The sequence below is a fragment of the Burkholderia sp. Bp9004 genome (genome assembly GCF_003858025.1).
In the GTDB taxonomy this organism is placed as follows: Bacteria; Pseudomonadota; Gammaproteobacteria; order Burkholderiales; family Burkholderiaceae; genus Burkholderia; species Burkholderia diffusa.
The window spans coordinates 17,343-34,496 of the sequence record NZ_QTQD01000045.1; the positions used below are offsets into that span (position 1 = coordinate 17,343).

At 61.4% G+C, this 17,154-nt stretch carries 14 protein-coding genes; 6 read left to right on the top strand and 8 right to left on the bottom strand.

What is annotated here, in order from left to right:
• Position 1 precedes the first annotated feature (1 nt).
• Entirely contained in the window at positions 2-685 is a 684-nt protein-coding gene (locus tag DIE08_RS32505) for a 3-hydroxyacyl-CoA dehydrogenase family protein (RefSeq protein ID WP_124905805.1), read from the top strand.
• Complete coding sequence (locus DIE08_RS32510) at positions 682-1,803, top strand: CaiB/BaiF CoA-transferase family protein (RefSeq protein WP_124905807.1); 1,122 nt, start codon at positions 682-684, stop codon at positions 1,801-1,803. The genes DIE08_RS32505 and DIE08_RS32510 overlap by 4 nt, the downstream gene beginning before the upstream one ends.
• Positions 1,804-1,873: 70 nt before the next feature.
• Here the strand turns inward: DIE08_RS32510 and mdtD are convergent, their stop codons facing one another.
• Together mdtD and DIE08_RS32520 are read right to left on the bottom strand one after the other, a co-directional pair.
• A complete protein-coding gene (mdtD, locus tag DIE08_RS32515; RefSeq protein WP_203249547.1) occupies positions 1,874-3,268 on the bottom strand; it encodes a multidrug transporter subunit MdtD in 1,395 nt (464 codons plus the stop codon).
• Positions 3,269-3,399: 131 nt separating this feature from the next.
• Positions 3,400-3,996 (bottom strand): DUF2889 domain-containing protein, encoded by a 597-nt coding sequence (locus DIE08_RS32520; protein WP_170296373.1) that lies wholly within the window; start codon positions 3,994-3,996, stop codon positions 3,400-3,402.
• Positions 3,997-4,268: 272 nt separating this feature from the next.
• On the opposite strand from DIE08_RS32520, the gene DIE08_RS32525 reads away from it, so the two are divergent.
• The 4 genes from DIE08_RS32525 to DIE08_RS32540 all read left to right on the top strand — a co-directional run bounded on the left by DIE08_RS32525 (position 4,269) and on the right by DIE08_RS32540 (position 7,971).
• On the top strand, positions 4,269-4,757 hold the full coding sequence (locus DIE08_RS32525; RefSeq protein WP_124905813.1) for a MaoC/PaaZ C-terminal domain-containing protein: 489 nt from the start codon (positions 4,269-4,271) through the stop codon (positions 4,755-4,757).
• 94 nt (positions 4,758-4,851) lie between these two features.
• On the top strand, positions 4,852-6,330 hold the full coding sequence (locus DIE08_RS32530; protein WP_203249548.1) for an NAD-dependent succinate-semialdehyde dehydrogenase: 1,479 nt from the start codon (positions 4,852-4,854) through the stop codon (positions 6,328-6,330).
• A 38-nt stretch (positions 6,331-6,368) separates the two neighbouring features.
• A complete protein-coding gene (locus DIE08_RS32535) occupies positions 6,369-6,782 on the top strand; it encodes a Zn-ribbon domain-containing OB-fold protein (protein ID WP_124905815.1) in 414 nt (137 codons plus the stop codon).
• 10 nt (positions 6,783-6,792) lie between these two features.
• Positions 6,793-7,971, top strand: a complete 1,179-nt coding sequence (locus DIE08_RS32540; RefSeq protein WP_124905817.1) for a thiolase C-terminal domain-containing protein — start codon at positions 6,793-6,795, stop codon at positions 7,969-7,971.
• Between the two features lie 94 nt (positions 7,972-8,065).
• Here DIE08_RS32540 and DIE08_RS32545 read toward each other — a convergent pair whose 3' ends face one another.
• The 6 genes from DIE08_RS32545 to DIE08_RS32570 all read right to left on the bottom strand — a co-directional run bounded on the left by DIE08_RS32545 (position 8,066) and on the right by DIE08_RS32570 (position 17,036).
• Positions 8,066-10,327 (bottom strand): beta-glucosidase, encoded by a 2,262-nt coding sequence (locus DIE08_RS32545; protein ID WP_124905819.1) that lies wholly within the window; start codon positions 10,325-10,327, stop codon positions 8,066-8,068.
• 458 nt (positions 10,328-10,785) lie between these two features.
• On the bottom strand, positions 10,786-11,964 hold the full coding sequence (locus tag DIE08_RS32550) for a porin (RefSeq protein ID WP_124905821.1): 1,179 nt from the start codon (positions 11,962-11,964) through the stop codon (positions 10,786-10,788).
• Between the two features lie 428 nt (positions 11,965-12,392).
• Complete coding sequence (locus DIE08_RS32555; protein ID WP_124905823.1) at positions 12,393-13,136, bottom strand: SDR family NAD(P)-dependent oxidoreductase; 744 nt, start codon at positions 13,134-13,136, stop codon at positions 12,393-12,395.
• A gap of 120 nt (positions 13,137-13,256) precedes the next feature.
• Positions 13,257-14,927: a class I adenylate-forming enzyme family protein gene (locus DIE08_RS32560; RefSeq protein ID WP_124905825.1), complete on the bottom strand. Its 1,671-nt coding sequence runs from the start codon at positions 14,925-14,927 to the stop codon at positions 13,257-13,259.
• Between the two features lie 27 nt (positions 14,928-14,954).
• On the bottom strand, positions 14,955-15,734 hold the full coding sequence (locus DIE08_RS32565) for an enoyl-CoA hydratase-related protein (protein WP_124905827.1): 780 nt from the start codon (positions 15,732-15,734) through the stop codon (positions 14,955-14,957).
• A 507-nt stretch (positions 15,735-16,241) separates the two neighbouring features.
• Entirely contained in the window at positions 16,242-17,036 is a 795-nt protein-coding gene (locus DIE08_RS32570) for an enoyl-CoA hydratase/isomerase family protein (protein WP_124905829.1), read from the bottom strand.
• Positions 17,037-17,154 lie beyond the last annotated feature (118 nt).

The window sequence follows — 17,154 nt, forward strand, 5'->3', positions numbered from 1 at the left end:
GATGAGCTATCGCATTATCCAGAGCGGCGAGAGCCGTTCCTTTCAGGGCGGTCACGCATTTGTGGAAGCGGCGCGCGATGACGCCGCGGCACGCGTTTACATCGGCTCGAAGGCCGGGACGGCATTCTCGCATGACATCGACGGCGGCTGGAACCCCGCAGATGTGCCTTTCGTTCTGGTGGAGCTCGGTCACGAGTGCCTCGCGGTTCATACCGGTGATTCCGCGTCGGCCGATCAGCGTGGCGGCGCAGCGCCGAACGTGTTCGGCTTTGCGCGCTTTCGACTGGGCGATGCCGAGCCGAGCCGGTTGATCGAGCTCGTCAAGCCGGCTCAGCCCGACGAATCGGCGCTCGCCCAGGCGAAGCAGGTGTTCGAGGACGCCTGCTTCGTAGTCGCCCTTTGTGGTGATTTTCCAGGCCGGATCGTCGATCGGCTCGTGCGGCCGTATTACAACGCGGCGCTGCGCCGTCTCGACGAGAAGCTGGCAACCGCATCTGATCTCGATACGACGCTGCGCCTCGGGCTCGGTTATCCGGAGGGGCCGATCGCGCTGCTCGAGCGTACCGGTCTGAATCATCACCACAGCGTGACGCGGGCGCTTTATGAAGCGTTGGGCGACAGTGCGTATGCGCCGGCGCGGCGGGCCCAGGTCGCACATCAGCGTGCGGAAGGCGGCGAGCGATGAATCAGCCTCTGAAGGGTGTCAAGGTTGTCGATTTGAGCACGCTGTTGCCTGGCCCGCTATGCACGCTGCTGCTGGCCGAAGCGGGCGCGGACGTCGTCAAGGTCGAAAGACCGGCCGGTGGCGATGAGATGCGCTCGTACGTTCCGAAGGCCGGGACCGACAGCGTCAACTTCGGTATGCTGAACCGCGGCAAGCGCTCGGTGGCGCTCGATCTGAAGAGCGTCGCCGGTCGAGAGGCGGTTCTGGCGCTGATCGACGATGCGGATGTACTGGTCGAGCAGTTTCGACCGGGTGTCATGGCGCGTCTCGGTCTCGGTTACGAGCAAGTGGCGGAACGAAATCCGCGCGTCATTTACTGCTCGATCACGGGCTACGGCCAAAGCGGACCGAAGGCGGGCGTCGCTGCTCATGACCTCAACTATCTCGCGGAAACCGGCATGCTGGCGCTGTCCTGCGATCCGGACGGCGCGCCCGTGTTGCCGCCGGCGCTGATCGCCGACATCGGCGGCGGAGCATACCCCGCGGTCATCAATATTCTGCTGGCGCTGAAGCAACGCGATGCGACCGGAAAGGGCTGCCGGCTGGACATCTCGATGGCAGACAACCTGTTCACGTTCATGTACTGGGCGCTGGGCAACGGAACGACGGGCAACGGCTGGCCCACGCCGGGGGGAGAGCTGGTGACCGGCGGCACCGCACGGTACCAGATTTACAAGACGCTAGATGCCCAGTATCTTGCCGCCGCTCCGCTCGAGGAAAAATTCTGGAGAAACTTCACCGAGGTGATCGGCGCACCGGAACTGGCGACGAAGAATGGCGACGAGCCCGGCGTCAAGCAGCGGGTGGCGCAACTGATTGCCGGCCAGACTGCCGATACATGGCTCGAACGTTTCGCAGGGACCGACACGTGCACCGTGCGTGTCGTCTCGCTCGAGCATGCGGTCACGGATCCGCATTTTGCCGGCCGGCGACTGTTCGATCGCAAAGTTCGGATGCCGGGCGGGCAAGTGATCGATGCGCTCCCAGTGCCGATCGTCGAGGCATTTCGCGGCGACGCTTCGAGTAGCGACGCCCCGGCACTGCGCGCGAGCGTCGGCAGTGCCGGACGTGACGAGTAAGCAACGACGGCGATATGCCGTGTGACCTCGGGGGCCGCGCGCCCCTGCTGCTCCGGCTCGCCGCACCTGATCATGCCTCCTCGGCGGCGCCGGCGTGAACGGAGACCACGCGCGCTTCAGGCGTCAACCGCGCAAAGATCAGTGCGGCCGACGCAGTGACGAGACCGATGCATGCAAATGTGGCGTGAAAGGCGGTGAGCGTCTGGAAATGTGTTTGGTGGCCGAACATCTCAGTGAACTGGTCGAGCAAGGCGCCCGCAATCGTCACGCCGAGGCTCATTGACAGCATTTGCGCCAGCGAGAAGAGGCTGTTGCCGCTGCTTGCGCCGACCGTTCCCAGGTCCCGCAGCGTAACCGCGTTCATCGCGGTGAACTGAGTCGCATTGACCGCGCCGAACATGGCAAACTGCGCGACATGCAGCCATGCCGGTTGCGACGGCGATATCAATGCGAAGCACGACATTGACAAACCCATCGCCAGCGTATTGATCAGGAGAACCTTGCGATAGCCGTAAGATGTGATCAGCCGAACGGCCGGCGGTCTGCATGCCATGCCGGCCGCCGCGATCGGGAGCATCATCATGCCGGCGTGAAACGGAGCGTATCCCAGGCTGACCTGGAGCAGGAGCGGCAGCAGATAGGGCATGGCACCTGCGCCTATTCTCGCCAGCACATTCCCCGATAGGCCGATCCTGAACGTGCGGATGTCGAACAGCTTCAGCGGAAACAGCGGATCCGGAATGCGCCTCGCATGGAAGCAGTACATGCCGATGCCGGCGAATGTCAGCGCGACAAGGCCGATCACTGCGCGGTGCGTGAGCCCGAATTCGGCTACTCCGTCGAGCGCAAGCGTGATCGACAGCATCGAGACGGCGAGCATCAGATAACCGGGGACGTCGAATCGGCCAGCGGTGGGCAGCGGTTCTCCCGGCATGTAGATCGCTGTCGCGGCACACCCGAGCACGCCGATCGGTACGTTGATCAGGAATATCCAGTGCCAGGACGCGGCTTCTGTGAGCCAGCCCCCGAGCATCGGACCGACCAGCGGTCCGACTAGGCCAGGTATCGCGATGAACGTGAGGGCAGGCAGGTAGCGTTCGCGCGAGAACGAACGAATGACGGCGAGCCGTCCGATCGGCAATAGCATCGCCCCTCCTGCGCCCTGTACGACGCGAAACAGCACCAGCTGCCACAGCGTTTGCGCGTTTGCGCACAACAGCGATCCGAGCGTGAAGATGACGATCGCGGAGAAAAATACCCGCCGCGTGCCGAACCGGTCCGCCAGACATCCGGAAATCGGAATCATCAGGGCCATGGTGAGCGAATAGGCGATGACCACCGATTGCATATGAAGCGGTGCTTCGCCGAGGCTTCGTGCCATGCCGGGCAGCGCGGTGTTGACGATCGTGGTATCGAGCGTCTGCATGAAGAATCCGGCGGCGACCAGCCAAAGCGTGATCGTCATTCGGCGTTCATGTGCGCTGCTCGTCGAGCGATTGCGTTGTTGCGGGGGGAGAGTGCCGCCCATGATTGATGATCTGCTGAAGGTGGAGGGGGGGATGGCTGGCGCAATCGCTATCGTGGTGACGGCGCGCTTCAGTCGGCAGTGGACTGCGTCGTTGGTTTGAAGTGTTGAGGCCACCGCTGCTTCACGACATCGCGATGATCCGCATAGGCGTAGCAACTGTTCAGGATCGTCGGTTTGCCATTCGCGTCGACGAATTGGCTCGGCACACCCCTCACGCCGCGAACGCCTTGCATCAGGGTCGTCGCGAGCGGAATCAGGACTTCTCTCAGATGCGTGCAACTCGCCGCTCCCCGCAGGCTGTCCTTGACGACGGATGACCACCCCTTGCCGATACGCTGTCCGACGAGCACGTTCAACGTCGTCTCGGCTTCCCTGCATAGCGCGAACGGCGTCGCGTCCGACGCCGCCTCGACGCGGTGAATCACGTATTGATCGTCGACGGTGACGCGAACCCGAAGGTCGTGCAGCGGCGCGCCGGCCGGTAGCGGATCCGGGCGCCCGGAATGCTGGAAATCGAACGGCTTGGTATCGACGAGATGAGCTTCGACTTCATAGAGACCGTCATCGCGCGCGTACGTCCTCATATCGATCGCGCGGTGATGGAGTTCGCGGCGACTGCGCGGTTCGGATAATGGCACTGAGATTCTCCCGGAAGTGAACGGCAACGACCGACACGGTTGGATCGACCATGTCTTCCGGAACGTCAGCAAGCGTCGTGCCATAGCGACTTCGCTACAGCAGCCGGTGTCCGCACGGCGCATTCACTCGCGAACGCGACGGTCAGTGTCAACGACAACGACACGGTGTCGTCGGATATGACACTGCAGACCGCGCGTGGACGCCGCCGGCCCTGTGGAGCTCGGCGCGCTCGACGATATCGGGAAGGCATGATGATTGCTTGCTCGTCAGCGATATTCATCACGCAAGGAGATCGGCAATGTCGACCAGACGAGGGTTGTACTGGGAGGATTTCGAAGTAGGCAAGGTCATTGAAACGCCGGCTCGCACGATTACGTCGACCGACATCGTGAATTTCGCCTGCCTGACGGGCGATTTCAACGAAGTCCACACAAATTGGGAGTACTGCAAGACGACCCAGTTCGGCGAGCCGATCGCTCATGGTCCGCTCATCTACGGAATCATGGGGGGGCTGCAATATGCGAGCGGCATCAACGACGGCACGTTGCTCGCGCTGCTTCAGGTGGACCAATGGCGGATGCTCGCGCCAGTCAAGCATGGCGATACGCTGCATGGGCAAATGACCGTGATCGAACGCAAGGAATCCAGTAAACCGGACCGCGGGACCGTCAAGATGGATCGTCGCTTCGTGCGACAGGACGGGGCCGTCGTGCAGCAGATGGAAGTGACTTTGCTTTATCGCCGTCGGCCGAAAGACGGCAGCGAGCAGGCGTCGAGCGCGGCCTGAATTGCGCCTAGCGCATCCGGCCTGACGACATTCGGCAGCAGGGAATGCCCGTGGGCGCCGCCGATCGCGGGCGGACCAAATGAAGGAGTGTGAGATGTCGGACTTGACGCCGAACGCGCATCAAACCATGGCCCGTCGAATGTATCCTCGCATCGGGCTACATATCGACGGCGAGTGGATTTACGATCGCGCCGTCTGCCATGCTGTCGAAAATCCGAGCGATGAAAGTGTGCTGGGTCCCGTGCCGCGCGCGACGCGAGAGGATCTCGAACGCGCATTGAGCGCGGCGCATCGAGCGTTTGGGATCTGGCGGGATACGGCGCCTGACGAGCGTGCGGCATTGCTGCTGCGCGTCGCTGATTTGCTGCGTGAGCGCGTCGACGCAATCGCATCGATCATCACGCTGGAGCAGGGCAAACCCATCGCGGACGCACGCGCGGAAGTCGAGCGCGCACACACGTTCCTCGAATGGGATGCGGCTCAGCTGCTGCGTGCCTATGGAACCATCGCGCCGTCTGAGCCAGACATGCTGCGGATGGTCGTCAGGCAGCCCATCGGGCCGGTAGCGGCATTCACGCCGTGGAATGTGCCGATCAGTTCTCCATCACGGAAGATCAGCGGGGCGTTGGCGGCGGGTTGCTCGATCGTCATCAAGGCTGCCGAGGAAACACCCGGCGCTGCGTGCGCATTCGTTCAATGCTTTATCGATGCGGGCCTGCCGTTCGGTGTGCTCAATCTCGTGTTCGGTGATCCCGCCGAAATTTCCTCGATCCTGATCGCGTCGCCTGCGATCCGAATGATCACGCTGACCGGCTCAGTGCAGGTCGGCATGCAGCTTTCCCAGCTTGCCGGCGCCGCGATGAAACCGGTACTGATGGAGTTGGGCGGACATGCACCGGTTCTCGTTTGCGACGACGTCGATGCGGCCCGGATCGCGCGGATCGCAGTTGCAGCGAAGATGCGCATGGCTGGCCAGATCTGCGCATCGCCTTCTCGCTTCATCGTGCATGAAGGCGTGTATGCCGACTTCGTGGCTGCGTTCGCCAAAGCGGCCGACGAAATTCGCGTTGGCGATGGATTCGAGCCGAACGTTCAGATGGGGCCGGTGATCAACGCGCGTCGGCTTGCCGCGATGGAATCGCTTGTCGCCGACGCCGCAACTGCTGGTGCGCGTATTGCCGCGGGCGGGCACCGAGTCGGCGAACGCGGTCACTTTTACGCGCCAACTGTGCTGGCGGACGTGCCCAGGCATGCAAAGGCGATGAGTACCGAGCCGTTCGGCCCGCTTGGGGTATGCGTTCCGATGAAGAACGTGAGCGACGGCTTGACGATCGCGAACAGCCTGTCGATCGGCCTGGCCGCTTACGCATTCACCAACTCGATGCACGATGCTGAGCGCTTTAGGCGTGAACTGGAGTGTGGCGCGTTGTCGATCAATCATTTCGGCGTGCCGGGCGCCGACATGCCGTTCGGCGGCGTCAAGGACAGCGGGATCGGGCGCGAAGGCGGGGCGGGATCGCTCGATGCCTACATGGTAAGCAAGACGGTGCTGCAGAAGACGGCGCGTGTTTGACCGCGCCGGTTGATGACGAAACTTGACGGAGACTGATTATGGACGTATCCCCGCTGCCGGCTCCGGTAGCGAATGCCGATTCGCAACCTTACTGGGATGCGGCGAGAGAGCGGCGCTTGCTGATTCGCAAGTGCAATGTGTGTGGAACGATGCACTTCATGCCCCGGCACCTGTGCCCGAGCTGCTGGTCCGATCAGCTCGAATGGGTTGAAAGCCGCGGGGCCGGCAGCGTGCATAGCTTTACGATCGTTCGGCGCGCACCGCTCGCCTCGTTCGGCGCTCACGCGCCTTATGTCGTGGCACTGATCGATCTCGACGAAGGTCCCCGGATGCTGACCAATATCGTCGGGGATGATGCGTTATCCGTACGAATAGGCGATCGGGTCGGCGTCACGTTCGAGGATCGCGGCGGTGGCGCGATGCTCCCGCAATTCCATCGGGTTAACGCTTGAGGTCGACGGTATGAAGAAAGCTGAATCGCTGAAGAACAAAATCGCCATCGTCGGTGTGGGCGAATCCGAAATCGGCAGGGTGCCCAATATGACTGGCCTGGGCCTGAACGCGCAGGCCGCAAAGCGCGCGTTGGATGACGCGGGTCTCAAGAAGTCGGACATTGACGGCGTACTGACTGCCTATTCCTTTACCGAGCCTTACTTCATGCTCGGTTCGGTCCTGTGCGAATATCTGGGAATCGAGCCTCGATTCAACGCATCGCTCGTGACGGGCGGGGCCAGTCCGGCCGTGATGCTCAAGCATGCGGCAGAAGCGATAGCATCGGGTCAGGCCGAAACCATTCTGATCTGCGCTGGGGAAAATCGCGCGACTGGTCTCACGCGCGACGCGGCAGTCGCCTCGCTGATGGCGGTGGGACATCCTTACTTCGAGCAGCCGTACGGCGCGTCCATTCCCGGGTTCTACGCGATGATCGCGCAGCGGTACATGCATGAGTTGGGCACCACGCGCGAGCAGTTGGCACACGTCGCGGTCAACACCCGCCAGCATGCGCTGCTGCATCCGAATGCGCACATGAAAACGCCGTTGACGATCGAGCAGGTTTTGACGGCCAAGCCGATTGCGGACCCGCTCGGTATGCTCGATTGCTGTCTGATATCGGATGCGGGTGGAGCATTCATCGTCACGTCGGTGGAGCGCGCGGCGGATCTGAAGGCCACGCCGATCTATCTGCAAGGGATCGGGGAATATCATACGCACGAGCATCTGATGTGTGCGCCAAGTCTAACCGAATTCGGCGCCACGGAATCGGGACACATTGCGTATGAGATGGCGGGCCTCGGCCCCGGTGATATCGACTTTGCTGAACTGTACGACTGCTTCACGATCGTTCCCATCATCGAAATGGAAGAGCTTGGCCTGTGCGAGCGCGGCGAGGGCGGTGCCTTCTTCGCCGAGGGGCATGCGCGCATCGGTGGCAAGCTGCCGATCAACACGCACGGCGGTATGCTCTCCCACGCCCATGCTGGTGCGGCGGGCGGTCTTTTCGGGATCGTCGAGGCGGTGCGCCAATTGCGGGGAGGTCTCGGGCCGCGCCAGGTGGAGGGGGCGGAAGTCGCGCTGGTGCACAACGAAGGGGGGATCCTGTCGTCCCATTGCACGGTCATTCTCGCGAACGCAATGGGCTGACGCTCCCCATGGCTCGTCCACAATCCGGTCGATACCGCGACCGTGTGCCCGAGACGGAGCATTCCGGTACTCTCGGACACACGGTCGATCGTCGTTACAGCGGTTGCATTGCGGTCAGGTCGAGAGCCTGCTTCTGGGCGTTCGGATCGCGGGACGATCCGGCGGCGGTCAGTATGTAACTTCCGGGATTGACCTGCCATGCATGCGCGTCGGTATTCCACGTCGCGAAGCGTTGAGCTGGAATGACGACGCTGATCTGCTGAGCCTGGCCAGGCTGCAGCATCACTTTCTTCCATCCGACGAGGCGTTGCGGCGGTTCGTGGAGGATGGCCGGAAGCGACGCATAGATTTGCGCGACTTCAGCGCCTGCGCGAGCGCCGGTGTTTGTGATGGTCAGCGTGACGGTCACGTTGTCCGAACCGTCGCGCTGAGCAGTCATCCCGGAGTACGCGAACGTTGTGTACGACAATCCGAAACCGAATGGAAACAACGGCCGGATATTTTTTGCGTCGTACCAGTGGTAGCCAATGAGCAGGCCTTCGCCATAATTGACGTTCAGGTTGTTCGGATCGATCGATGGCTGCGGGAGATCAGAGTCTTGCTGCGCAAACGTGATCGGCAGCTTGCCTGACGGATTTGCATCGCCAAACAGCACGTCGGCAATAGCTTGGCCACCTTCCACGCCCGGGTACCAGGTCTCGAGTACGCCATGCACGCTCGCCAGCCATGGCATCAGGACGGCACTGCCGTTTTCGAGCACGACTATGACGCGCTTCGCTTTCGACGCGACTGCAGTGATCAGCGCGTTCTGATCGTAATGCTGATTGAATGGATCGGCATTCGCATCGGGCAGTGCGAGAGTCGAGAGGTCGCGTCCCTCCGTTTCGAATCGTGTCGCGAAAACGATTGCCACGTCGGCCTGCGCAGCCGCGTTCGCGGCAGCGGTTGCGTCCGTGCCATCGAGATAGGCGACGGTGGCATTCGGTGCTTTTTCCTTGATCGCGGCGAGCGGCGACGATTTGTACCAGATCGCACAATCGGGCGGGAAAAAGCTGGTCGATTGACAGCTTGTTACCGCATTGCCGTTTGCTGCAGGCACGGCGCCCGAGCCACCACCCGAAATGACTCCCACGTCCGCGTGTCCTCCGATCACGACGACCGAGGAAAGTGCGGATCCGAGGAGTGGAAGCACTGGTTGATTGCTACCCGGCGGCGTGCCGTTCTTCAGCAAGACGAATGACTGACGCGCGATCGACAGCGCATCGGTATTGCCGGCCGCCTGATCGATCGTAACGCCGGGGCTGGGTGGGTCGTCCATCACGCCAGTCGTGATCAGCGTTCGAACCTTGCGCAAGACCATATCGTTCAGTCGCGACATCGGAACGGTGCCCGCCGCGATCGCGGCCTTCAGCTTCGTGCTGAAGTACGAAATGATCGTGAACCCGGGAACCTCGTTCCAATCGGCTCCCGCGTCACCGGGTTGCTCTTCGTCGAGGCCGGCCATTGCTGCGGCGACCGTGCTATGCGTCCCGGTCCAGTCGGACTGAACCACCCCCTGGAAGCCCCACTCATTCTTCAGGACGGTGGTCAACAAATACGGGTTCTCGCACGCATAGATACCATTGACGAGGTTGTACGAGCACATCACGTTACCCGGTTTGCCTTCCTTGATGCCGATCTCGAACGCCAGCAGTTCGGTTTCGCGCATTGTGCGCTCGTTAACGACGGAATTACTCGTCATCCGATTTGTTTCCTGGTCGTTCATTGCGAAGTGCTTGATCGTCGCAATCACGTTCTTTGATTGGGTGCCGAAAGTGCGCGCGGCGCTCATTGCACCCGCGAGCACCGGGTCTTCCCCCATGTACTCGAATGTTCGGCCATTACGCGGTTCGCGAGCGAGATTGACGCCACCGCCCAGACCTTCGGCGTAACCGAGCGCGCGGAGTTCGGTCGCGATGCGCGCGCCGTACGTGGTCGCGAGTGGAGGATCCCAACTTGCAGCGAGTGCGATGGGGGCGGGCAACGCCGTCGCGCCGGAATTGGCAACGTTCACTCCACCTGCAGAGTCGGCACTCGCAATCGGTGGAATACCGAGCCTGGGGATTCCCGGTATATAGCCCGCGCCATTCGCCCACGATGGGAACGGGCCGCCCAAGTCCGCGCCGGGCATCCCGATTCCATGTACAAGCTGGATCTTCTCGTCGGTGGTCATTTGAGCGACGTATGCAGCGGCTCGGGAATCGACATTCGTATTGTTGGCCGAGGAGTCGGAGTTGGTATCGGAGCCGCACGACGCAAGCGCGACGATGAGCGGCGACACACTGGCGACAGCCAGATATCGTATCGAGGTATTCAATGAAATGTCTCCCAATGGAATCTCTAAAATAGATATTTCTGTTACGGCCGTAACGCTGATGACGTTATATTGGTGTGTGGATCTAGTCAAGCAACGTTGAAAACGTAGTTTTTAAAAAACATTATGTGGATGTTTAAAGATTAAGGTTTGTGGTTGTTGATTTTATTTGTGTCGTTTACGAGGGCACAAAAAATTACGCGACTGATTTCGGTAAGGACATCTTTGGGAATTCGTGTGCCACGGAGAGAAGAGCGGATGCCTACGGAGGTGGCTTGGGGCGTCGGAGGAGGGAGTGGTCTACTACGAGCCACGCAACGTTGAGCGGGTATCGGCGGACAGCCAGTCACGAATGGAAAATGATTGTCCCATTCATGAAAAAGACGCGAAACGGAAATATTCGAAAAATTGCACGCGGCACGGCTTCTCTCGAGGCGGCCGCGTGCAATCCGGATGCGAGGTTAGAATCTATGCCGCAGCGATGCGCGGATCAGGAATTGATGATTGTTCGACGAATCACCGAGGTTGTCGATGTCGGCAACGGCAGGCGCCCCCGTCGACGAGGTCCCGGACGCGCGCTGCCAGCCCACCGTGCCGTAAATATCGGTTCGTTTGGACAGCAGGTAGTCCGCCAGGATGGCGACCTGATTGTAGTGTTGCCCGCCCACAGTCGTGCCCGCTGCCGTATGCACGGCTCGACCGCTCAGATAGTCATAGGCAACGCCGGCGAAAAAGGTGGGGGCGAATTGATACTGCGCGCCCACATCGAAGTTGTTGAAACGCGCGGAGCTGCTCACGAACCCGCTGCCGAGTTGCCCGTATTGAACGTTCGAGTAGGAGGCCGCGAGCGTCAATGCGCCGACATTGTAGTTGGCGGCGATCATGGCCGTCTGATACGCTTGCGCGCTCTTGTATCCCTTGTTGAGGGAAAGCGCCAGCGGGGAGGCACCGCTCGCGTTATCGGTGAAGAATCCGGAGCCGGCGGTCGCCGCGGTCGGATTCTTGAAGTATTCGAAGCCAGCGCCGATCTGGAACGGGCCATATTGATAGGACGCTCCCAGGGAATACCCGCTGTTGGCGGTGAAATTCCCCGCAACGCCGCCTACGCTGTATTCGCCGCCGAATTTCAGGCCGTTGAAGTTCGGGCTCATATAGCGAATGGCGTTGTTGATGCGCACCGTGTTCGCACCGTTGTCGATATCTCCCGGGTGCACTGCGGCAGGGCCGCCGATCAGGCTGGCCGCAGTCAGCGGCAGGGGATAGTAGTAGATCATGTCGTACTGGCGGCCGAGCGTGAGGCTGCCGAGGCGGTCGCTGCTCAGACCGACGAACGCCTGACGGCCAAATGCGGTGCCCCCTTGGCCGAACGCACCGTTGTTCAGGTTGATGCCGGATTCGATCGTGAAGATCGCTTTCAACCCGCCACCCAGGTCTTCACGTCCGATCATCCCCCATCGGCTGCCGAAAATACCGCTCAGCGAGTCGAGGAAGACTCGCTTGCCGCCTGCGTTGTTGTTCTGATACATGATGCCTTCATCGATTACGCCGTACAGAGTGACATTGCTTTGAGCGTGTGCTGCGGCTGAAAATGCGCCGACGACGGCGGCACAGAGAAGTTGTCGTTTGAATGTCTTTTTCATAATTCGATGTACTGAATAATTGTATGACGAGTGGAATCGCGGGTCGGAATGACGCGGAGGTTGGGCTAGCGCTCGATGCCACCTCTGGGGTGAACGGGTTCGAGCGATGAAGGATCGCAATGTGTCGATAGGGATCGACTCGATTGCGCGGAAAGGCTGGTCGTCACGGTTGTCTCCAATGGATGGGTTCTTGTATTTGATTGGTTTGCCGAACGCATTCAGTCATGCGTGTCAGCTGTTACGGATAACGCAACGTCTGTGCCAGAGAAGCGGCTTGTCCGTCTCGTGCGGGAAGGTATGGTCCCGCCTCAACGAAGAGCGCGCCGCTCCATTGTTCGCCGTGCTGGCGTGTTTGCGCGTGTTTTTGATTCCGACAACGCTGTGCTCGAGGAAAACAGTTGGGCGATCTTGCGCGACGCGCCTGTCCGTCAGTGCGCGATTCCCTGGCCGCCGTCAACGTAAATCGTTTCTCCGGTCAAGAACGCGGCGCCGTGCGTAAAGAGCGTCGCGACGAGTGCGCCGACTTCTTCGGCGCTGCCCGGACGGCCACGTGGAATCCGCTTTTCGAGATACGTAGCCAGCGGGCCTGACGTGATCATGTCCGCGTTCAGATCCGTCTGGATGTAGCCGGGGGCGACGTTGATGACACGGATCCCTTTGCTGGCCCATTCGACGGCCAGGCAGCGCGTGATAGCGCCGACGGCTGCCTTGCTCGCGCAGTACGCCAGATTGCGTTTGACGCCGAGCTTGTCGAAAAACGAGCCAATGTTCACGATCAGCGTGTCGCCCGCGGCGACGAGGTGGGGGTACGCGGCCTGACACGCAACGACGACGGACGTCGCATTCATGTCCATCACCTGATGCCATTGATCGAGGGGAAGCTCCGCCGACAGTGCGTCGATATGGAAGCCCGCATTGTTGACAAGGCCGACGATTCGCCATCCCTCCTCGACGAGATCGCGCAATACTGCCTTGAGATCGTTCGGGCGCGTGACGTCCGCGGTGCGCGGCAGCCAGCGTGCGGACACGTCGGGCCGGACGTCGGTAAAGGACGGCAGGGCTCCCGATCGCGACAGACACGCGACATGGTGGCCTTGCTCGGCGAGGGCGCGCGAGATCGCGGCACCGATGCCGCGGCTTGCGCCTGTTACGACTATGCAATCACGAGTCATCAACACTACTCCAGGGGAACGATTGCGGTGCCCGGGCAGTCCGGCAGTCGTACGCGACCACCGGCGTGCCTGCTGGCTTTCCAGCCCGCGGCACCTGTGGAATTGCGGATCGGAAGTGAGTCAGGCGACGCGAAACCGTACGGGAGCCGGTTCGATGCGGCCGTCCCGTACCCACTGGACCAACTCGCGTTTCAGGATCTTGCCGCTCGGCGTCAGCGGAAACCCCGGCAGCACGATGAAGTACTCGGGCATGTCGAACTTCGACAAACCTTCCCGAGCCAGATGCGCGAGTAATTCGTCGGCGCTGGGCGGAGCACCGTCACCGATGATCGCGAGGCAGACTTTCTCTCCGAGGCGCGTGTCCGGCACGCCGAATGCCGCGGCTTTCTTGACGGCGGGGTGACGATGAGCAAACTCCTCGATATGCGACGGATGGATGTTGTGCCCGCCGCGAATGATGAGATCTTTCTTGCGTCCGACGATTTCGAGGTTGCCGTCATCGTCGAAGCGCCCCAGGTCCCCGCTCATGAACCAGCCGCTGCTGTTGAACGATGATTCGGTCGCTGCCTGATTGTTGAAGTAGCCGAGCATCAGCACGCCGCCGCGCCCGCCGATTTCGCCGACTTCGCCGGGAGCGGCCTCGAGGTCGGGATTGTCGGGTTGCCACAGGCGCACTTCGTATCCGTCGCACGCTTTTCCGCATGTCGCGGTAATGACTTCCACCGAATCACCAGGCTTGGTGTACTGATGGGAGCCGTTTTCGGTCATGCCGTAGACGTTTTGCGGCGTTGCGCCGAGGGCGAGCAGCTTTCGGGCGGTCTCGCTCGGAATCAGGCTCCCGGCCATATAGAAGACCTTGACCGAGCCGAGCCGGGTGATGCCGCGCCGGTCGATTTCCTGAAGCAGGTCTATCGCGTGTGTGGGGACGCCCATCACGTAGGTGGCTTCAGTGGATATGATCCAGTCCAGCGGGGCAATACCGGCAGTCGGGTCGAAAATGACCAGTTCGCATCCTGCAACGAGGGTTTGTTCGAATGCGACCGTGCCGACGTGATGACTCAGCGGACTCAGCGTGAGCAGCACGGTATCGCTGGTTTGCTTCCAATCGGATACCAGCGCACGTCCATTGGCGAGCAGCGTGTTATCGCTGTGCATCACCCCTTTGGGCGTGCCGGTCGTGCCGCTGGTAAAGGCCAGATAAACCACTTGGTCCGGATTCTGGCTGGGAGGCGGAAGCGGAATCTGCGATATGTGTCCCGGAATTGGCAACGATTGTGTCCCGGGCTGCGCGCACGGATCGGCCGCACGCAACGAAGGCAGCGCGTACACCCGTTTCATGTGGCTCAATGCAGCGGCGCCCGAGAATACGTCGGCGCTGTCTGCATCGGCCCCCCAGCCTGGCTGGGCAAACAACGCGCGGCATCCGATGCGATCGAGCATCGAAAGAATTTCGGCAACGGTATAGTTCTGATGCAACGAAGGATTGCAGACGTAACCGTTGCGCGAGCACGCAAGCATGATGACTGCCATTTCGACTCGGTTCGGCAGCCAGACAGATACCCGATCGCCGCTGCGAAGTCCACTGTCGTGGAGATCGGCAGCAACGGCGTCAGCCCATGCGACGAGCGCGCTCCACGTCAGGCGTCTGGTGCTGTCTCGTACCGCGAAGGCTGCCCCGCGCTCGGTGGCGTGGCGTCTCGCGAGCGAGTAAAGCGTGTCGGTTTGCCAGATCCCGGTCAGGTAGTGCTTGCGGGCCGTTGCCGGATCGTGCAGGGTAAGAAGATGCGACATGGTCGGGAACTCCACGAGTCGTATGCTTCAATGACCGAAGTGCGTTGCGTCGGGCGCCCGGCGATTGGCAAATGCGTCAGCCAGTTCCGCGTGTTCGTCCGAGTCGAGGTATCCGCGCAGCAGCAGGTCGTGCGCCATGCGCGACAGACCCGACACGCCGCCGTGGCGCGCGTTGAACGCGGCTTTGATCGACGCGAGCGCAAACGCTCCTCGATCCGCGATTTCGAGCGCCAGCTTGCGTGTTGCATCCTTGAGTTCATCGTCGGGAACCACGTGATTGATCAACCCCCATTCGAGTGCTTCTCGTGCGGTCAATTTGGGATTGCGGTACCACATTTCCTTCGCCCGCTTTTTCCCGATCAGATCTTCGAGATACCAGGTTCCATAGCCGCCGTCGAAACTGCCGACCATCGGACCGACCTGCCGAAATACGGCACTTTCCTTTGCGATCGTGATATCGCAAACGACTTGCAGCACCTGGCCTCCGCCTACGGCGAAGCCGTTGACTGACGCGATCACGGGCTTCTGCAGTCGGTCGATGCTCTCGTACATTTCCAGAGTCGGCAGGACGCCTGCATAAAGCAGCGAATCTTCCATGCCTTCCTTACGGCCTCCGGTACAGAAAAACTTGTCGCCGGCTCCGGTGATCACGATGACGCGGGTGCGCGTCTCCCGGCGGATTTCGTTGATGCAATCGCGAATCTCGTGGCACATGCGTGGCGTGAACATATTGCCGTCTTGCGGGCGATTCAGCGTAATGGTGCCGATCGGGCCATCTTCCTGATAGATGATTTCTTCGAATTGCATGGACTGTCCTTTCAGTTGGATGCGTAGTGCGCGAAGTTAAATATTTCCGGACGACAGCGGCAGACCGAAACAGCGCGATCAAAGTCTGGCGGCTGGCACGGGAAGGGCCGGCGCGACCATCGCGAATATCGTCACGGTGCATGTTCTGCAAGCTTCGTGCCAAACCGCGGAGCGGTTGGAGACCGCCACGTCTCCGTAGACTCGGCATCCGGAAATGGCAGAGTCGGCGGCGAGTGTCTGCGGCGACTACAGCGACTGACCGCGCTCAGGTGATTTCCGTGCAGACATCTCCGTTCGCGATGCGCTGCGAAGTGCCGATTGCCGATGTGCCGACGTACCGACGTACCGGGGCGAGCGTGCGTCATGCCGGCATCGCATGGCGGCGCGGGCAAAAAAGAACCCGCCTGTAGGGCGGGCAATAATCACGGCAACCGTGTCGGCGGCAAGTGCCGACGCCCGGGGCCGCGCGCCGGCCGCATGGTCGCATCAGGAGCGACTTGCAGCGACTTATCGATCCGACGCGGCTCGGCTGAAGTCAGCGGGGCGGCCCTCGAGGGCAGCGCCGAGTCCTTCATGAAACTCGGGACTCGACATGGCGAGAATTTGCCCAAATCCTTCGAACGCGAGCATGTCCTGAAGACTCGTTTCGAAACTCCGCGCCATCAGGTTCTTGGCCAGTCCCATGACCTCGGCGGGACCGTTCGCGAGGCGCACGGCTTGCGCGAGACCGACTTCATCAACTTGTGCGTCGGGCACCACTTGCGCGACCAGTCCTAGCTCGAGCGCCTCCTGCGCGGACAGCGTGGCGCCGCTGTACAGCAGCCGCTTCGCGGCTGCCATGCCGACCAGTCGCGGCAGGTGATACATCGTGCCGATGTCCGGCACCACGCCGATGCGGAAGAATCCGGGGATGAACTTCGCCCCCTGTCCGGCGATCAGCAGATCGCCCGTCAGCGCCAGACCGAATCCTCCTCCCACTGCCTGGCCCCGGACGCCGACAACGACCGGCTTGTCGAGCGTGATCAGCGGGGTAAGCCACCTGCTCATGCCGCGAAAGCGCCGGTGGACGGTCCATGGGGCGGACCCGTTCTTCAGCAGGTTGAGGTTTCCGCCGGAGCAGAACGTCGGACCTTCGCCGGTGAGATACACGGCGCGCACTGCGCGATTGTTCTGCGCGTGTTCGACGGCGTCGCCGAGCTGTTCGCGCAGTTCGTTCGTCAGGGCATTGCGGTCGCCCGGGCTGCAGAGCCTGATGACGAGGACGGAACCTTCGACCGAGGTGTTCACCAACTGCTGGGTCATGCGATGTCTCCTGGATGCGGCTTCAATGAGTGATGGTGCATACGATGCAATCGCCATGCCAATCTCCGTTGCTTGACATGGTCGGCGCTCGATGCCACCCGCGCGATCCGTTCGTTGC

What these genes read in the sequence shown, in the direction of transcription:
- mdtD (WP_203249547.1), bottom strand. Translation starts at nt 3,268, where the DNA reads ATGACGATCACGCTTTGGCTGGTCGCCGCCGGATTCTTCATGCAGACG.
- DIE08_RS32555 (WP_124905823.1), bottom strand. Translation starts at nt 13,136, where the DNA reads ATGACTCGTGATTGCATAGTCGTAACAGGCGCAAGCCGCGGCATCGGT.
- DIE08_RS32505 (WP_124905805.1), top strand. Translation starts at nt 2, where the DNA reads ATGAGCTATCGCATTATCCAGAGCGGCGAGAGCCGTTCCTTTCAGGGC.
- DIE08_RS32525 (WP_124905813.1), top strand. Translation starts at nt 4,269, where the DNA reads ATGTCGACCAGACGAGGGTTGTACTGGGAGGATTTCGAAGTAGGCAAG.
- DIE08_RS32510 (WP_124905807.1), top strand. Translation starts at nt 682, where the DNA reads ATGAATCAGCCTCTGAAGGGTGTCAAGGTTGTCGATTTGAGCACGCTG.
- DIE08_RS32565 (WP_124905827.1), bottom strand. Translation starts at nt 15,734, where the DNA reads ATGCAATTCGAAGAAATCATCTATCAGGAAGATGGCCCGATCGGCACC.
- DIE08_RS32535 (WP_124905815.1), top strand. Translation starts at nt 6,369, where the DNA reads ATGGACGTATCCCCGCTGCCGGCTCCGGTAGCGAATGCCGATTCGCAA.
- DIE08_RS32540 (WP_124905817.1), top strand. Translation starts at nt 6,793, where the DNA reads ATGAAGAAAGCTGAATCGCTGAAGAACAAAATCGCCATCGTCGGTGTG.
- DIE08_RS32560 (WP_124905825.1), bottom strand. Translation starts at nt 14,927, where the DNA reads ATGTCGCATCTTCTTACCCTGCACGATCCGGCAACGGCCCGCAAGCAC.
- DIE08_RS32570 (WP_124905829.1), bottom strand. Translation starts at nt 17,036, where the DNA reads ATGACCCAGCAGTTGGTGAACACCTCGGTCGAAGGTTCCGTCCTCGTC.
- DIE08_RS32530 (WP_203249548.1), top strand. Translation starts at nt 4,852, where the DNA reads ATGTCGGACTTGACGCCGAACGCGCATCAAACCATGGCCCGTCGAATG.
- DIE08_RS32550 (WP_124905821.1), bottom strand. Translation starts at nt 11,964, where the DNA reads ATGAAAAAGACATTCAAACGACAACTTCTCTGTGCCGCCGTCGTCGGC.